This is a genomic window from Streptomyces sp. NPDC107471, from assembly GCF_055582845.1.
In genome coordinates this window covers 739,550-756,181 of record NZ_JBVJPC010000002.1, presented here as the reverse complement: position 1 = coordinate 756,181, position 16,632 = coordinate 739,550, and the positions used below count along the sequence as shown (strand labels likewise).

Annotated in this window: 17 protein-coding genes; 6 read left to right on the top strand and 11 right to left on the bottom strand. The window is 69.1% G+C overall.

The genetic code is table 11. The features are described from left to right. Positions 1-6: 6 nt before the first annotated feature. The 5 genes from manB to ACZ66S_RS08270 all read right to left on the bottom strand — a co-directional run bounded on the left by manB (position 7) and on the right by ACZ66S_RS08270 (position 6,530). On the bottom strand, positions 7-1,107 hold the full coding sequence (gene manB / locus ACZ66S_RS08290) for a mannose-1-phosphate guanylyltransferase (protein ID WP_469900584.1): 1,101 nt from the start codon (positions 1,105-1,107) through the stop codon (positions 7-9). A 16-nt stretch (positions 1,108-1,123) separates the two neighbouring features. Continuing rightward, positions 1,124-2,350, bottom strand: a complete 1,227-nt coding sequence (locus ACZ66S_RS08285) for a glycoside hydrolase family 113 (RefSeq protein ID WP_469900582.1) — start codon at positions 2,348-2,350, stop codon at positions 1,124-1,126. Between the two features lie 21 nt (positions 2,351-2,371). Further along, positions 2,372-3,823: a glycosyltransferase family 2 protein gene (locus ACZ66S_RS08280; protein WP_469900581.1), complete on the bottom strand. Its 1,452-nt coding sequence runs from the start codon at positions 3,821-3,823 to the stop codon at positions 2,372-2,374. A 256-nt stretch (positions 3,824-4,079) separates the two neighbouring features. Continuing rightward, on the bottom strand, positions 4,080-5,453 hold the full coding sequence (locus ACZ66S_RS08275; protein WP_469900579.1) for a glycoside hydrolase family 26 protein: 1,374 nt from the start codon (positions 5,451-5,453) through the stop codon (positions 4,080-4,082). 189 nt (positions 5,454-5,642) lie between these two features. Continuing rightward, positions 5,643-6,530 carry a hypothetical protein gene (locus ACZ66S_RS08270; RefSeq protein ID WP_469900578.1) on the bottom strand — a complete coding sequence of 296 codons (888 nt, stop codon included), beginning with the start codon at positions 6,528-6,530 and terminating at the stop codon, positions 5,643-5,645. Positions 6,531-6,899: 369 nt separating this feature from the next. Between ACZ66S_RS08270 and rplM the strand changes: the two genes are divergently transcribed. The 3 genes from rplM (at position 6,900) to glmM (ending at position 9,456) form a co-directional block, all read left to right on the top strand. Beyond that, positions 6,900-7,343, top strand: a complete 444-nt coding sequence (gene rplM / locus ACZ66S_RS08265; RefSeq protein WP_037719127.1) for a 50S ribosomal protein L13 — start codon at positions 6,900-6,902, stop codon at positions 7,341-7,343. Between the two features lie 42 nt (positions 7,344-7,385). Beyond that, positions 7,386-7,907 carry a 30S ribosomal protein S9 gene (rpsI, locus tag ACZ66S_RS08260; protein ID WP_053846769.1) on the top strand — a complete coding sequence of 174 codons (522 nt, stop codon included), beginning with the start codon at positions 7,386-7,388 and terminating at the stop codon, positions 7,905-7,907. 190 nt (positions 7,908-8,097) lie between these two features. Further along, complete coding sequence (gene glmM / locus ACZ66S_RS08255; protein WP_469900575.1) at positions 8,098-9,456, top strand: phosphoglucosamine mutase; 1,359 nt, start codon at positions 8,098-8,100, stop codon at positions 9,454-9,456. A gap of 97 nt (positions 9,457-9,553) precedes the next feature. On the opposite strand, the gene ACZ66S_RS08250 is transcribed toward glmM, so the two are convergent. The 3 genes from ACZ66S_RS08250 to ACZ66S_RS08240 all read right to left on the bottom strand — a co-directional run bounded on the left by ACZ66S_RS08250 (position 9,554) and on the right by ACZ66S_RS08240 (position 11,996). Further along, on the bottom strand, positions 9,554-10,471 hold the full coding sequence (locus tag ACZ66S_RS08250) for a DUF389 domain-containing protein (RefSeq protein WP_469900574.1): 918 nt from the start codon (positions 10,469-10,471) through the stop codon (positions 9,554-9,556). 41 nt (positions 10,472-10,512) lie between these two features. Beyond that, positions 10,513-11,481 carry a type I pantothenate kinase gene (gene coaA, locus ACZ66S_RS08245; RefSeq protein WP_469900573.1) on the bottom strand — a complete coding sequence of 323 codons (969 nt, stop codon included), beginning with the start codon at positions 11,479-11,481 and terminating at the stop codon, positions 10,513-10,515. A 113-nt stretch (positions 11,482-11,594) separates the two neighbouring features. After that, a complete protein-coding gene (locus tag ACZ66S_RS08240; protein ID WP_469900571.1) occupies positions 11,595-11,996 on the bottom strand; it encodes a hypothetical protein in 402 nt (133 codons plus the stop codon). A gap of 127 nt (positions 11,997-12,123) precedes the next feature. On the opposite strand from ACZ66S_RS08240, the gene glmS reads away from it, so the two are divergent. After that, positions 12,124-13,971, top strand: a complete 1,848-nt coding sequence (glmS, locus tag ACZ66S_RS08235) for a glutamine--fructose-6-phosphate transaminase (isomerizing) (RefSeq protein WP_469900569.1) — start codon at positions 12,124-12,126, stop codon at positions 13,969-13,971. On the opposite strand, the gene ACZ66S_RS08230 is transcribed toward glmS, so the two are convergent. After that, entirely contained in the window at positions 13,972-14,157 is a 186-nt protein-coding gene (locus ACZ66S_RS08230) for a DUF397 domain-containing protein (protein WP_469900568.1), read from the bottom strand. Positions 14,158-14,165: 8 nt separating this feature from the next. Continuing rightward, the gene (locus tag ACZ66S_RS08225) at positions 14,166-15,002 is read right to left on the bottom strand and encodes a helix-turn-helix domain-containing protein (protein WP_469900567.1); all 837 of its coding nucleotides are present in this window, start codon (positions 15,000-15,002) and stop codon (positions 14,166-14,168) included. A 202-nt stretch (positions 15,003-15,204) separates the two neighbouring features. Between ACZ66S_RS08225 and ACZ66S_RS08220 the strand changes: the two genes are divergently transcribed. Continuing rightward, positions 15,205-15,606, top strand: a complete 402-nt coding sequence (locus ACZ66S_RS08220) for an ATP-binding protein (protein ID WP_469900565.1) — start codon at positions 15,205-15,207, stop codon at positions 15,604-15,606. 130 nt (positions 15,607-15,736) lie between these two features. Further along, positions 15,737-16,108, top strand: coding sequence for a holo-ACP synthase (locus tag ACZ66S_RS08215; protein WP_053846761.1), 372 nt, complete (start codon positions 15,737-15,739; stop codon positions 16,106-16,108). 22 nt (positions 16,109-16,130) lie between these two features. Here ACZ66S_RS08215 and ACZ66S_RS08210 read toward each other — a convergent pair whose 3' ends face one another. Beyond that, positions 16,131-16,415, bottom strand: a complete 285-nt coding sequence (locus ACZ66S_RS08210; RefSeq protein ID WP_469900563.1) for a hypothetical protein — start codon at positions 16,413-16,415, stop codon at positions 16,131-16,133. Positions 16,416-16,632 lie beyond the last annotated feature (217 nt).

Here is a 16,632-nt window from a genome sequence, read left to right as displayed (position 1 = left end):
GCGACTTCAGTGGACCGTCGGGCAGGCGACAGCCGTACCGCTGACGCGCACCCCCTGAGCGGGGATGCGGATGCCGCACGACAGCCGGAGATGGGCGGGCAGCTCGTTCTGCGCGCCGATGTGCGCGTGGCAACCCACCACGACCTCACGAAGAATCGATTCGCTGCCGATCGAGGAGTCGTGGTCCACCACGGACTCGTGGATCCGGGCGCCGTCGGCGACGGTCACACCACGGCTGACGATCGAGCGCTCGACGACCACGTGCGCGCCGATGACGGCGTGCGGGCCGATTGTCGAGCCGCCCGTGACGAGGGCGGTCGGGTCGACCACGGCCGTGGGATGGATCAACGCCTCGGCCGGCCGTCCCACCAGGGGCGAGCCCGCCTTGCCGGTGACCAGGTCGGCGGAGCCGTGGACGAAGGCCAGCGGGGTGCCGAGGTCGCGCCAGTAGTCGTCCGTGGTGTGGCCGAAGACGCGGCCGCCCCGGGCGACGAGCTGTGGGAAGGTCTCCTGCTCGACCGATACCTCGCGGTCGGCCGGTATGGCGTCGAGGACCGAGCGGCGGAAGACGTAGCAGCCGGCGTTGATCTGGTCCGTGACGCACTCCTCGGGCGTCTTCGGCTTCTCGAGGAAGGAGAGCACCCGGCCGGACCCGTCGGTGGGGACCAGGCCGAACGCGCGGGGGTCCGGGACGCGGGTGAGGTGCAGGGTCACGTCCGCCGCCCGCTCCTCGTGGCGCTCCAGGAGGGTGCGCAGATCGACCCCGGAGAGGATGTCGCCGTTGAGGATCAGGACCGGCGCGTCCGGCGAGGTGCCGTGCAGGAGTCGGGCCGCGTTGCGGATCGCTCCGCCCGTGCCGAGCGGCACCTCCTCGACGGCGTACGAGATCGTCAGGTCCTGGGAGAAGTCCCTGAACTCCTCCTCGAAGAGGCTGGCGAGGTACGAGGTCGCGAAGACGACGTGCTCGACGCCCGCGTCCATCAGCTTGGCGATCTGGTGCCGGATGAAGGAGGAGCCCGCGACGCCGAGCAACGGCTTCGGGGTGTGGTTGGTCAGGGGGCGCAGGCGGGTTCCCTTGCCGCCCACCAGAATGATGGCTTCTTGCATGACTGCCTCCGCTCGGTCAGCTTGCGGTGTCGGTCCCGGGTCCTGCGTAGTCAGAGGTGAAACAGGACTTGATCGCCTTTTCGGAGAGGGGACGTCCGGCGAAGTCGAGCCGGGAGGCAACCTTGTCGTCGGGCTTGGCGTTCGGGTCGGTGTCGAAGTAGATCGACCACCAGTAGACGCCGGACATCCGGCGCTCCTGGACGACCCGGCAGACGGCCTTGTACCAGTTCGCCTGCACCGTCGGATTGACGGCCCGCTTGGTGTAGAAGTCACCGGGAGCGTGGTAGGCGCCGTTCATCGCGCCGATGCCGGCCTCGGAGACGGTGATCTTCGGAAGCTCGCCCGTGGCCTTCCTGTCCAGCCAGTTGTCCCAGCCCTTGACCAGGGTGTCCACGGAGGCGTCGTCGGCGACCTTGACCGGGAAGTACGCGTCGATGCCGAGGTGGTTGACGGGCATCGAGATGGGGCCGTTGACGTAGTTGTCCCAGTTGGCGTCGTAGGCGACCTGACCGCTGAAGATCTTTTCGGCGTCGTCCACCACGGTGTCCCAGTGGGCGTCGCCCTCCAGGGAGTTCAGCTCGGTCCCGATGACGAAGGTGGCGGCTTTCTCGCTCTCCGCGGCCTTCAGGTACGGGGTGGCGAACGCCGTGTACGACGCGAACCAGGCGTCGCGATCGGCGGGCTTGATGTTGCCTCGCCAGCCGTCCTCCGCATCCAGGGAACGCTCGTCCATGAGAGGCCGCACGGTGGTGCGCAGCCCGGCCTCGTGGAAGATCTCCAGCACCCTCGCCAGTCGTGCCGGAGTCGGGGTCTTGGCGCCCTCGAAGACCTTCGTCGACGCGCGATCGCCGGTGAAGAAGGGGAAGGACACGCTGACGGAGTTGGCGTGCAGGCCGACCAGGTAGTCGGCGTGCAGCCGGGCCTGCTTCTCGACGTACTCCAGGGAGTGCTTGGGGTTGTCCTCCCAGTAGAGCTGCACGCCCCACTGGGGCATGCCTTCCTTCCACTTCTTGTCCACCGTGGCGGCCTTCTGCGGCTGCGAGGGGGACGCGGAGGTCGTGCCGTCGGAGTCCGTGGAACCGTCGGCGGGATTGCTCTCCTTGCCGTTGAGGACGAGCTTGGGCAGCAGTGAGCCCGACTCCCAGCGCAGTGGGTGGTCTCCCGCGACGAGGGGGACCGCGACCACGAAGGAGATGACGCTGACGGGCAGCACGGCGAGCAGGGGCAAGCGGGCGCGCTTCATGAGATGTCGGTCTCTTCCGGGTCAGGCGGGCTTCGCGATGACGACGAACTTGTTCTCCTCGCGGCGGATGAACTTCCACAGGCCCTTGATGCCGCCGATCCCCTCGATGAGGGAGAAGTAGGGCAGCAGGACCAGCACCGCGAAGGGCTCCCACCATCTGCGCCTGCCGGTCGCCGAGGCGATCGCGTTGAGCCGCAGCCCTTCCCAGTACGCCCAGATGACGTACGCGAAGCTGATCGACCACAGGATGACCACGGACTGCGTCACCGGCGAGGTGTTCATGTCGCCGATGAACCAGGCGACGAAGAGGATCGTCCCGACGTGCTGCAGCGGGCCCAGGATCCAGCTCGTCACACACACGGTCAGGAACCAGCGGTAGCGCAGCGGGACCTTGCGGTTGAAGCAGAGGGCGACCAGGCCCCAGGCCCAGCGCTCGCGCTGCTTGATGAAGTCCTTGGTGTTGGCCGGGGAGGCGCCGTAGCAGCGGCCGTTGAACCAGTCGCTGCGGCCCGGGTAGATCCGGCAGAAGGTCAGGGCCAGCCGGGCGTCCTCGACGATCTCCTTGGGCCCGAAGTCCCAGCCGATCTCGGCCTCGATGGAGGCACGGATGACCAGGAGCTCGCCGTGCACACCGGCCGCCGGGGTACCGAGGCCGGTGAAGGCGCGGAACCGCGCGATGTCGTCGGCGGGGCGGATGGCGTCGGCGAACCAGGTGAGCATGCTCACCGCGTTCTCCCGCGGGTAGGTCAGGATGCCCTGCGCCATGTGCTTGACCTCTTCGGGGGTCGCACGGCGCTGGCGGTTGATGAACTGCGCGAGGGAGGCCGACGTGTCCGGTCCCACGCCGGTGTCGTCGTCCATGTGCAGGACCCAGACGTGCTCGAGGGCCTCGCCTTCCGCGATGCGCAGCTCATGGGCGTAGTTGTTGGCGCGGGCCTTGAAGCGGGTGCCGTTCCTGGTCTCGTAGGCCTTCGGGACCGTGACCACACGGATCAGCGGACTGGCCGCGGCGAGCTGGTCGATCCGCTCGGCGGCCTCGCAGCCCTCCTCGGTGAGGACGTCCACGCGCATGTACGGGAACCACTCCGGGAGGTGCTCCACGTACGAGAGGACCGAGCGCTCCAGGGCGGGGTAGGTGTCGTGCCGGCCGATGGTCGGGACGAGACAGATCAGGAAGTCCTGGTCCACCGGCGCGGGCGGGGTCATCAGATGGGCCTTGCGCAGCCGTCGGCGGATGAGGAAGAAGCCCTGGACTGACACGAGTACACCGGGCACCGGAAGCGCCCAGCAGATGGTGATCAGCCACGCCAGCGGTGATTCGCTGGGCGTGTACGACCACAGACTGAACACGGTGAGGAAGACCAGCGGGATCAGGAACGGCAGGATCCCCGGCTTCCATGCAGCGGTGCGTTTCGCGAGCTTCTGATGGTGCCGGGAATGCGGCACGCCCCCCTCGACGGCTGTCGATGCCATGACGACTGCGGAACTCCCCTTGAGATCAGTGGCGCGTCGAGGGCACGACGGATCTACGTCACGGCATGAGTGCGCACCGTGACGTCTGATGTGGTTCCGGGTCCATCCCCTCAACGCCTTCTTTGGCGCTTTCGGTCAGCCGCGCTCAGATGCCCCCCCGGGCGCCCGAAGACTGATCGAACAGGAAACAGATCCTTACACACATGCGTGAAAGTGAAAACGCTTGTGTGGATGATGTGTTCAAAAGTTAATCAAGTCACGTCTTGTGTGGTGACCTGCTAAAGAGGTCGGATACACGCCGATGACCACCGGTGATCACCCTCGGTGACGTGTAGGTGCGCTTCACGTCAGCCGCCGTGTTCCTGGCGCGAGGATCCGAGACGTTGTCGTACGACAGCGCCTGGCCCCACACCGTCCACAGCACCCACGGCGTCCGGGACAGCGTCCGCGGCTGGTGGGCGTTGAGCGGTACGTGGAAGGACTCGGCCACGATGCGCGGCCTGCGGTACTCCTCCAGGCCGCGATACCAGACCTCGGTCCAGGAACCCTCGCCGAAGGGCTCGGCCGGGGTGTCGCTGTAGTCGTCGACCCCGACGACGTCGACGAAACGGCCGCCGGGGTAGTACGGCCGGGGATCGCGGCCGTAGGGCCGGTTCCAGGAGTTCGGCGACCAGACGAAGATCAGGTTGTGCAGGCCGCGACGGTTCACGAGGTAGTCGTACGTGAGCCGCCACAGTCGGTGGAAGGCGGCCGGGTCCTGCCCGGCCCACCAGAAGCCGCGGCCCGGCACGGTGTTCATCTCGTGGTACGGCCGCAGCAGCACCGGCACCCCGCGGCCGGCGAGGTAGCCGAGGTGGTCGGCGAGGAAGGCCAGGTCGTGCAGCAGGGCCCGGTGCTCGGTGGTGCCTTCGGTGACCACCCGGCCGAACCAACCGGGGTCCCCGGCGCCGGGGGAGTTGCTGTGCCGGGTCTCCGGGAAGCCCTTGACGGGGCTGCCCGGGTAGGGCTGGTGGAAGGAGAAGCCGACCAGTCCCGCGGGGCCGCCCCCGTTGTCCGGCAGTGCGACCTCCGTGCCGGTGGCGCACTCCCGGTGCGTGCCGGAGGGGCGGTACGAGCCGTCGGCGGCTCGCGGCAGTCCCGCCCACACGCCGACGGCCAGGTCCACGGCGTCCTCGACGTACCCCCAGCCGCGACGGCAGCTCGGCCAGTCGCGGTTGTAGGAACGCGCCTCGCCCACCGCCCAGCCGGGCTGGCTGTAGCCGGGCCCGAGGTCCAGCTCCACGAAGGCGGGCAGCTTCCCGGTGATGTCCCGTGCCTTGCGGTAGTAGTAACCGGGCTGCTTGGTGCCGCGGTAGTCGCCGTACTCCGGGTTGTACCGCTCGTTCTGCAGCTCCACGTGCTGGCCGATCAGCGTGCGGGACGGGCGGCCGCGGCGGGCGTCGTTCTCCAGGCCCGCCAGCGTCGCGTAGACCCGGCGGGCCGCGGGCGTGGCCTCGGGGTCCCGGTCGCGCAGATCGGTGGGGGCGAGCGCGGTCTCCTGCCCGCCGCGCCCGGACCAGGCCCACACCCCCAGCGGGGCCAGCAGTGCCGCCCCCGCCGCCGCCCCCGCGATCCGGACCCGCCCTCGCATGTCCAAGGTGCTAGGCCGGTTCCGCGACGAGCCGGGCGACGGTCCAGGGGCTGTCGATGCCGAGCCGGGCCGTCGTCATGAGCAGGTGGCGTCCGGGCATGTGGTGTGCGGCCATGGACAGGTCCCCCCAGGAGTGCTGATCACCATGTGATCGGAAAGGGGGAGGCTCTCACACGGCCGCGCGCCGGGTCACTCGCTGGCGGCTGCCGAGGCCTGGGCCTCGCCGCGGCGGTGGATCTGGCGGAAGGTGAACTCGGCGAGGTTGTCGCCGATGCCGAAGACCGCGGTGTCCTTCTCCGTGACGTTCTTGCCGCTGGCGAAGCCGGCGATGGTGAAGTAGGCGTAGCGGCCGTAGGAGTTCGAGGTCGTGCGGCAGATCGCCGAGTTGCAGAAGGCCTTGACCGCGCCGCCGGACAGCGACTTGACGATGTCCTTCTTGGTGTTGACCTGCCCCTTGGCCTTCGTGGCCTGGGCCTCCGTGTCGAAGACGGCCACGCCGACCGTCACCGAGACGCCGTCCTTGGTGTAGCTGACGCGCATGAACTGGGTGCAGCCGTCGGCCTTGAGGATCTTGCCCAGGCTGGCCTGGACGTTGTCGGTCGCGGCGCAGTTCTTCGTGTCGGAGGTCGTGCCCTTCTTGTACACGGTCGAGCCCATGGTGAGCTGGGTGCCCGGGAAGAGGATCTTGGCGCTCAGCGGGGCCGTGTCCTTGGCCTTGCTCGCGATGAAGTCCTTCGGGTCCAGCGGCGGCGGGGCGCTGGTCGGCGCGAACGACGGGGCCGTCCCGCTCGCGCTCGGGATCGCCGCGGCCGGCAGCGAGGACGTCGGCTTGTTCGCCTCGTCGCTGCCGTTCGCCGACACGACGGCCATCGCCACGGCGGTGCCTATCGCGATCGTGGCGAGCGCGCCGCCGACGATGAAGAACAGCCGGCGCCGTTTGTTGCGGATCTCGGAGGCCTCGGCGAGCGCGGCCCAGTCCGGGGTCTGCTCGCCCCCGCCGCTGCTCCACGGCTGCTGTGACTGCGGTTTCCAGGGATCCCACTGGGACGGGGGTCCCCCCTGCTGCCCAAAGCTCATGGGGCGCATCTTAGACGGGGTACGGGAGGTGCCGTCGGGCCTGTGGACACTGGGCTCTGGACCTTTCCGGCACGGGTGCACATCTCGGCCGTGAAGAGTTCGCCGGCGGCCGGGAACGGTGTCGCCGAGGGCCGGGAACGGTGTCACCCGGAGCTCGTTTTGACCCGTCCGTGGGACCCCGGGTATCCTGCTTCTTCGTTGTGTATCGGCCTGCTCATTCTCACGCGAGTGGCCTTTACCTAGGTTCCCTGGAGCAGTTACCAGTGGGCGGCATACGGGCAGTGACCCGGCCATTGTCGTCCCCAGCTGCACGATCGCTTCAGTGATGCCATGTGTCAGCACCCATCCACTGAAGAAGAAGGCTGCGAAGTGCGTACGTACAGCCCCAAGCCCGGCGATGTGACTCGCCAGTGGCACGTCATTGACGCTCAGGACGTCGTCCTGGGCCGTCTGGCCACCACTGCCGCCTCCCTGCTGCGCGGCAAGCACAAGCCGATCTACGCCCCTCACGTCGACACCGGTGACTTCGTCATCATCATCAACGCCGACAAGGTGCACCTGTCCGGCAACAAGCGGACCCAGAAGATGGCGTACCGCCACTCCGGCTACCCGGGTGGTCTGCGCTCCGTCCGCTACGACGAGCTCCTCGACAAGAACCCCGAGAAGGCCATCGAAAAGGCCGTCAAGGGCATGCTTCCCAAGAACACCCTGGGCCGTCAGATGCTCACGAAGCTGAAGGTCTACTCGGGCGACCAGCACCCGCACGCTGCCCAGCAGCCGGTGCCGTTCGAGATCACCCAGGTCGCGCAGTAAGTCCGGCCACCCCCTAAGACTGAAGAGAATCTGAGGAGAATCGTGGCCGAGACCACCGTCGAGACGCCCGTCGAGGGCGAAGAGATCGTCGACATCGACAGCTACACCACCGAGTCCGAGGTCCCCGTCGAGGGCGAGTACACCTCGGAGTCGCTCGCGTCCCGCTTCGGCGACCCGCAGCCGGCCGCCGGCCTGGGCCGTCGCAAGAACGCCATCGCCCGCGTCCGGATCGTCCCGGGCACCGGCAAGTGGAAGATCAACGGTCGCACCCTCGAGGACTACTTCCCGAACAAGGTGCACCAGCAGGAAGTCAACGAGCCCTTCAAGGTGCTCGAGCTCGAGGGCCGCTACGACGTCATCGCCCGTATCTCGGGTGGCGGTGTCTCCGGTCAGGCCGGTGCGCTCCGTCTCGGTGTCGCCCGCGCGCTGAACGAGGCCGACGTGGACAACAACCGCGGCGCCCTCAAGAAGGCCGGCTTCCTCCGCCGCGACGACCGTGCGGTCGAGCGCAAGAAGGCCGGTCTCAAGAAGGCCCGCAAGGCCCCGCAGTACAGCAAGCGTTAATCTTCGCTGCCTGTTCTGCTCGTACCTGCTCGTTCCCACGAGCCAGCAGTACGTCCGTTCGCCCCGGCGGCACGCCACAGTGCCGCCGGGGCGTTCGTTTATCACAGCCTTAGGCGTATAACGGCACAAGGCGCTCAAAGGCTCATGTGATCGGATGATCTCCGTTACTGACGCTTCCTCAGGAGGACAAGTGGGACGACTCTTCGGCACGGACGGCGTGCGCGGTGTCGCCAACGCGGATCTGACGGCCGAGATGGCGCTCGGTCTGTCCGTCGCGGCGGCGCACGTGCTGGCCGAGGCGGGTACGTTCCAGGGCCACCGGCCGACGGCGGTGGTCGGACGGGACCCGCGCGCGTCCGGGGAGTTCCTGGAGGCCGCCGTCGTCGCGGGCCTCGCGAGCGCCGGTGTGGACGTCCTCCGCGTCGGAGTGCTGCCCACGCCCGCGGTGGCGTACCTCACCGGTGTGCTCGGCGCCGACCTCGGCGTCATGCTCTCCGCCAGCCACAACGCCATGCCCGACAACGGCATCAAGTTCCTCGCGCGCGGCGGGCACAAGCTCGACGACGCGCTGGAGGAGCGCATCGAGGCCGTCTACGAGGAACACAAGGGCGGTGAGCCCTGGGAGCGGCCCACCGGCGGCGGTGTCGGCCGGGTCCGTGAGTACACCGAGGGCTTCGACAAGTACGTGGCGCACCTGATCGCCGTGCTGCCGAACCGTCTCGACGGGCTGCGGATCGTCCTCGACGAGGCGCACGGTGCGGCCGCCCGGGTGTCGCCGGAGGCGTTCTCCCGGGCCGGCGCCGAGGTGATCACCATCGGTGCCCAGCCGGACGGGCTCAACATCAACGACGGCTGCGGCTCCACCCACCTCGACCTGCTGAAGGCCGCCGTCGTCGAGCACGGGGCGGACTTCGGCATCGCGCACGACGGGGACGCCGACCGGTGTCTGGCCGTCGACCACACCGGCGAGGACGTGGACGGCGACCAGATCATGGCCGTGCTCGCGCTGGCGATGAAGGAGCGGGGTGCGCTGCGGGCGGACACCGTGGTGGCCACCGTCATGTCCAACCTCGGGTTCCAACTGGCGCTGGAGCGGGAGGGCGTCACGCTCGTCCAGACCGCGGTGGGCGACCGGTACGTGCTGGAGGAGATGAAGGAGCACGGGTACGCCCTCGGCGGCGAGCAGTCCGGGCACGTCATCATCCTCGATCACGCGACGACCGGGGACGGCACGCTGACCGGGCTGATGCTGGCGGCGCGGGTCGCGGAGAGCGGGCGCTCGCTCAAGGAACTGGCCTCGGTGATGAAGCGGTTGCCGCAGGTTCTGATCAACGTGCCCGACGTGGACCGGTCGCGGGTGTCGACGTCCGGTGAACTGGCGTCCGCCGTCGCCGAGGCCGAGCGGGAACTCGGTGCGACCGGGCGGGTGTTGTTGCGGCCGTCGGGTACCGAGCCGCTGGTGCGGGTGATGGTTGAGGCGGCGGACATCGATCAGGCTCGGACCGTTGCCGGGCGGCTTGCGGATGCGGTGAAGTCCGCGCTGGGCTGAGGCTCGGGTCCAGGTCCGGTTCCGGGTCGGGGGCGGGGGTTCTGCGCTGGTGCGGGCTGCGGGTGCGTCGTGGCCGGTCGCGCAGTTCCCCGCGCCCCTAGGCGCGTTTCCAGAGCCATTTCTGGAGGAGCAGGGTGAGAGTGGCTGCCAGGACGATGCCCAGCAGGTTCAGCAGGAGTTGGTTGGTCGAGCCGATTGTTTGCCTCATGTCGCCGTAGGCCAGGGCCACCGCCGCGTTCGCCGCCGCCGGGACCGTGGTGACCGAGATGGCCACGCCCACCAGCGCTCCCGACTTCGCCGAGGTCAGGGAGAGGGTGCCCGCGATGCCCGCCAGCACCGCCACCACGAACGAGAAGGCGTCGGGGGCGTAGACGAAGGCGGTGTTGGGGCGGTCGCCCTCCAGGTCGGACTTGTGGAAGAGGTCCAGGGCGTCCATGAACCAGGTGAAGCCGACCGTCACCACCATCGCCGCCGCGAATCCCACCAGCAGCGCGATCAGTGAGCGGGACGCCAGGCGCGGGGTGCGCTGCACGATCGCCGTGCTGAGGGCCGCCAGCGGGCCGAACTCCGGGCCCACCGCCATCGCGCCCACGATCAGGATCGCGTTGTCGAGCACCACACCGCAGGCCGCGATCATGGTGGCCACGGTGAGGAAGGCGAGATAGGTGACGGAGAGGGTCGACTCCTCGTGCGTCGCCTCCCTCATGTGCTCCCACAGGACCGCGTCCGCGCCCTCGCCGGGGGCGTCGTCCTCGGCCTTGTCGGCGCGTTCGGAGAGCGACAGGTCGATGTTCTCGACGGCGATGGACCCGGTCTTGTCGAGGTCCAACTCCCTCAGCGCGCTGATGAGTTCGTCGCCCGCCTCACGGGCCACGTCGCACATCACGACGTCTCCGGCGGGGTTGCGGGCGGCGCCCGGCACCACGACGAGGTGGGTGGTGCCGACCGTCTTCTCGATCAGGTGGACCACGTCGTCGGTCTTCCCGGCCGGGGTGATCAGGCGCAGATGCAGCATGACGCCTTTCTAACAGGCGTACGGCGCCGGGTGTACGCCTGTCAGAGCTTGCGCAGGCTCAGCTTGCGCACCTTGTGGTCCTGGCCCTTGCGGATGACGAGGGTGGCGCGGCCGCGGGTGGGGGCGATGTTCTCCACCAGGTTGGGCTTGTTGATGGTGCGCCACAGCGTGCGGGCGTAGTCGAGGGCTTCCTCCTCCGAGACCTGGGTGTACTTCCTGAAGTACGAGTCGGGGTTCTGGAAGGCGGTCTGCCGGAGCTTCTTGAACCGGCTGAGGTACCAGCGCTCGATGTCCTCGGCGCTCGCGTCGACGTACACGCTGAAGTCGAAGTAGTCGGCGAGACCGACGCGGGTGCGGCCGTCCGTGCCGGGCAGGGCCGGTTGCAGGACGTTCAGGCCCTCGACGATCAGGATGTCGGGGCGGCGGACGGTGAGCCGCTGGTCCGGGACGATGTCGTAGATCAGGTGGGAGTAGACGGGGGCGGTGACCTCGCCCTTGCCCGCCTTGATGTCGGCGACGAAACGGGTCAGCGCGCGGCGGTCGTACGACTCCGGGAAGCCCTTGCGCGACATGAGCCCGCGGGCCTCCAGCTCCCGGGTGGGAAGCAGGAAGCCGTCGGTGGTGACCAGCTCGACGCGGGGGTGCTCGGGCCAGCGGGACAGCAGGGCCTGGAGGAGTCGGGCGACGGTCGACTTGCCCACCGCGACCGATCCCGCGACCCCTATGACGAACGGGGTGCCGGACTGGGAGCCCTGCTCGCCGAGGAAGGTGTTCAGGGCGCCTCGGAGGCCGTCCGTGGCGCCCACGTACAGGTTCAGCAGCCGGGACAGCGGGAGGTAGATGTCCCGCACCTCGTCGAGGTCGATGACGTCACCGAGGCCGCGCAGCTTCTCGACCTCTTCGGCGTTCAGCGGGAGGGGCGTTTTCTCGCGCAGCGCACTCCACTCTGAGCGGGTGAGGTCGACGTAAGGAGTCGCCTCCGGCTTGTGCCGGTGGGCGCTCCGGGGCATCGGGGAGACCGGAGAGATCACAGTCCATTGTTAACGGAGTTTGAACGGGGTGGGGGGTGGGGTGCGTCACGGAGACGGTGGCGGGGGAGCGCGGGGCGTCGGCGGGGCTCCGGCTACGAGGAGATCACGAGCTGGATCGCCTGGCCGGTCAGGGCCTCGGGGGCCATGACGATCGCTTCCGCGCGGAGGCTGTCCGGGAGGTTCCCGCGGGCGGCCTCGCTCGTGAGGATCGCCGGGCAGCCGAGCGGTATGACGCCCGCGCCGGTTCTCCGGGCGAGCGCGGCCACGTGGTCGAGGATCCGTCCGGTGGAGAAGCGGCTGAAGGTGAGCCCGAGCGCGTCCCCGTACACCTCGGCCCCGCCGCCGTCCTCGGCATCGAGCTCCCAGGACTCCGGCAGCCCGGTGGGCGGCAGCCCGCCCACGGTGACGGGACCGAGGACTTCACGGAGCGCGGATTCGTCCATGGGGACGGGGTGCCCGTGGACGAAACGGCAGACGTACATGCTGTAGCTCATGGGGCTCCTATGACCGGTGGTGAGCAGGGCCGCAAGCCCGTCGCCTCAGTGTGCCCGGTGCCGCGATATCCGAAATCGGGCATGAAGTGCCGTGTTCTGGTGGCACTCGACGCCTAGGCTGCCGCGCATGTGCGGAATCGTGGGATACGTGGGGTCGCAGTCGGCGCTCGATGTCGTGATGGCCGGGCTGAAGCGGCTGGAGTACCGGGGGTACGACTCGGCAGGCGTCGCCGTGCTGGCGGACGGTGGGCTGGCGGCGGCGAAGAAGGCCGGGAAGCTGGTGAATCTGGAGAAGGAGCTGGTGGACCGGCCGTTGCCGACCGGGGTCACCGGTGTCGGGCACACGCGCTGGGCCACGCACGGCGGGCCGACGGACGCCAACGCGCATCCGCACCTGGACAACGCCGGGCGGGTCGCCGTCGTCCACAACGGCATCATCGAGAACTTCGCCGCGCTGCGGACCGAACTGGAGGAGCGGGGGCACGCGCTCGCCTCCGACACCGACACCGAGGTCGTCGCGCACCTGCTCACCGAGGAGTTCTCGGCGACGGCCGACCTCGCGGAGGCCATGCGGCTGGTGTGCCGGCGGCTGGAGGGGGCGTTCACGCTGGTGGCCGTGCACGCGGACGAGCCGGACGTCGTCGTGGGCGCCCGCCGGAACTCGCCGCTCGTGGTGGGAGTGGGGGAGGGGGAGGCGTTCCTGGCGTCGGACGTGGCGGCCTTCATCGCCCACACCCGTTCCGCGATCGAACTCGGGCAGGACCAGGTCGTGGAGGTGCGGCGCGACGGGGTGACCGTCACCGGGTTCGACGGCCGGCCCGCCGAGGTCCGCTCCTTCCGCATCGACTGGGACGCCTCCGCCGCCGAGAAGGGCGGCTACGACTACTTCATGCTCAAGGAGATCGCCGAGCAGCCGAAGGCGGTCGCCGACACCCTGCTCGGCCGTATCGACGCGGCCGGTTCCCTGTCGCTGGACGAGGTCCGCATCTCCGACGCCGAACTGCGCGAGGTGGACAAGGTCGTCATCGTGGCGTGCGGTACGGCCTTCCACGCCGGGCTCATCGCCAAGTACGCCATCGAGCACTGGACCCGGATCCCCTGCGAGGTGGAGCTGGCGAGCGAGTTCCGCTACCGGGACCCGATCCTCGGACCGCGGTCGCTGGTGATCGCGATCTCCCAGTCCGGGGAGACCATGGACACCCTCATGGCGCTGCGGCACGCCCGCGAACCGGGCTCCAAGGTGCTGGCGATCTGCAACACCAACGGCTCGACGATCCCCAGGGAGTCGGACGCCGTGCTGTACACGCACGCCGGGCCCGAGGTCGCCGTCGCGTCGACCAAGGCATTCCTCACCCAGCTCGTGGCGTGCTACCTGGTCGCGCTCTACCTGGGGCAGGTGCGCGGGACCAAGTGGGGCGACGAGATCTCCGCCGTCGTCCGGGACCTGTCGCACATCTCCGGCGAGGTCGAGCGGGTGCTGGAGACGATGGAACCGGTGCGGGCGCTGGCGCGGTCGCTGGCCGACAAGAACACCGTGCTGTTCCTCGGCCGGCACGTCGGCTACCCGGTCGCCCTGGAGGGCGCGCTCAAGCTCAAGGAACTCGCCTACATGCACGCCGAGGGCTTCGCGGCGGGCGAGTTGAAGCACGGGCCGATCGCCCTGATCGAGGAGGATCTGCCGGTCGTGGTGGTCGTACCGTCACCTCGGGGCCGGTCGGTGATCCACGACAAGATCGTGTCCAACATCCAGGAGATCCGGGCCCGGGGTGCGCGCACGATCGTGATCGCGGAGGAGGGGGACGAGACGGTGGTGCCGTACGCCGACCATCTGATCCGGATTCCGGCCACGCCGACCCTGCTCCAGCCGTTGGTGGCGACCGTGCCGTTGCAGGTCTTCGCCTGCGAGCTGGCGACCGCCCGCGGCAACGAGGTGGATCAGCCGAGGAACCTGGCGAAGTCCGTCACGGTGGAGTAGTCACACCGGGTCACCGCTCTTGAGGGCGTCGAGGAACGCGGCGAAGGGGGCGGGCGGGAAGGTGAGGGTGGCGGTGGTGGGGGTCTTGGAGTCGCGGATGGATATGCGGGTGGGGTGGGTTGCGATCTCGACGCAGTTGTTGCCGTCGTCCGGACCTGAGTAGGACGACTTCCGCCAGTTCTCCATGGGGGGCCTCACAGCTCTTTCGCCAGCCGGTTGATGAAGTCGCGCGACTGCCCGGGGTCGAGTGATACGGCTTCCACCTTACGGAAGCGCGTTCGAAAGGCGGCGAGTTGTGTCTCGGAGTCGATGAAGGCCGAGCCATGGGGTACGTCGCGCACCACGGTGTCCAGTCTGGGAAGGGGGCCACCGGCGTACGTCATGGTGCTGGCGGCCGAGGCAAAGCCGTCCAGGTCGAAGGGGATGACGCGAAGGGTGATGTCGTCCGCTTCGGAGAGTTCGAGGAGCTTGCGGAGCTGGGTGCGGGAGGCGGCGCGATCACTGACCCTGATCCGCAGGGCCGACTCGTGGATCACCGATTCGTACGCGAGGGTGATCTGCTGGCGCCTCATGCGGTGCTCGACGCGCAACGCGAGCTCGTCATGGGTGAGTTCGGGAACACGCGACGAGAAGACGGCCCGGGCGTAGTCCTCGGTCTGGAGCAGCCCCGGCACGTACAGGATTGCCACCTCGTGCAGGAACGCGGCGTGGTGTTCCAGTTCGGCGAGGTCCAGGAACGAGGTCGGTAGCTGCCCTCGGTACTGCTCCCACCAGCCGCGCGTACGGTCGGTGGCCATCGCGGCCAGTGCGTCGATGAACTGCTGGTCCGTGCAGTCGTAGTGCGATGCGAGGCGGCGCAGCCGTTCCTCACTCACACCCGCGAGTCCGGATTCGATCTGGGTGATCTGGACTCGATTGGCCCCGAGGAGCGCTGCTGCCTCGATGGTGGTGAGCCCGGCCCCCTCGCGGAGCCTCCGTAGTTCGACTCCCAGGCGCAGGTGACGCGCGGTTGGTTCGCGCCTGAGGACCATCGGGTGCTCCTTGGTTGCAACATGCCTGCTGACGTGGCTCGTTCGGGGGCAGATTACGTGATCCGCTTGCTATGTATTACATGAAAGCCCTACCGTCGGTGATGTAGCGAACACTCTACGGAAGCGCACCGCCCCGTCCCGCCAAGACGGCCGCGGCACTGCCACCGTGCCCAATCGCCCTTCACCGAACCGGAGTTGACGCATGCCCGAAAGCCAACCCTGGGAGTACACGCTGTACATCCCGAACGACCTCCGAGCCGTCACGGTCGCCCGCCGCACCCTCCGTCTGATCCTGACCCTGCACGGTCTGATCCGGCTCACCGACACCGCGGAGCTCCTCGCGGCCGAGTTGGTCTCGAACGCCGTCCGTCACACGAAGGGGCCGGCCGCGTTGCGGGTCCGCTGGTCGGCGGGGGTGTTGCGGATCGGGGCGTGGGACGCGGACCCCGAACCTCCCGAGCCGCCGGGGGAGTTGGGGCTGCTGGGGGAGGAGGGGAGGGGGCTGGCGTTGGTGAAGGCGTGCGCCGACCTATGGGGGTGGCAGCCGTTGGCGAGGGGCGGCAACCGGGGGAAGTACGTGTGGTGCGAGCTGGCCGCGGCCTGAGAGGCCGCATGCGACTCTCCTCGCTCTTGGTTCATGGACATGGGGGTTCCGTGCGTCCGGCACCGCTCCGGTGGTGACGCCCGGGCAGGGCTGACCGCGAGCGGTGCCGGGAGGATCGTAGAGTGCCCGGATGAGCATCATCGGGGTCGGTATCGACGTCGCCGAGATCGAGCGGTTCGCGGCGTCGCTGGAGCGTACGCCGGGGATGGCGCGGCGGCTGTTCCTGGACAGTGAGCTGACGCTGCCCAGCGGGGAGCGGCGCGGAGTCGCCTCGCTGGCCGCCCGGTTCGCCGCGAAGGAGGCCCTGGCCAAGGCGCTCGGGGCGCCGGCGGGGCTGCACTGGACCGATGCCGAGGTGTACGTCGAGGACAGCGGGCAGCCCCGGCTGCGGGTCACCGGGACCGTCGCCGCACGGGCCGCCGCGCTCGGGGTGCGGTCGTGGCACGTGTCCCTCAGCCATGACGCCGGGGTCGCGTCGGCGGTGGTGATCGCGGAGGGCTGACCTCCGGTGCCGTCCGGGGCACTCAGGCGGCCTGGTCGAATTCCGTGCGGAGGTCCTGTCCGGTCCAGGGATCGTGGCCGCCGCCTCTCGCCTTCTCGCGAGCGCGCAGCGCGGCCCACGCGACCGCCGACGCGCAGGTGAGGTAGCAGGGCAGCGGCCAGAACGTGCTCCACCAGCCGGCGTGCGGGGAGACGGTGACGTCGACCGCGGCCGAGGTCCAGGCGGCGGCCAGGCTCCAGCACAGCAGGCGCCCGGCCCAGCGGACGGCCAGGGCGAGCGTCCCGTCGGGTCCGTCCGGAGCGGTCATCGCGGGCACGTCCTCCACGGGATGGGCGACCGCAGGTGATGCGGTCGCGCTCGCCGAAACGCCCTCAGTGTGCGTTTTGTGGAGCGTTTCGCACAGGGGTGGGACGGGGCGGGCGTGACGTCTGAGACGGCCTCAGGTCCGGGCATATGCCCACAAGTACGTGATGGTGCCTGGTGAGCGCTTACGAGTCGGGTGGGGAAGGGGAGCGAATCTGGCC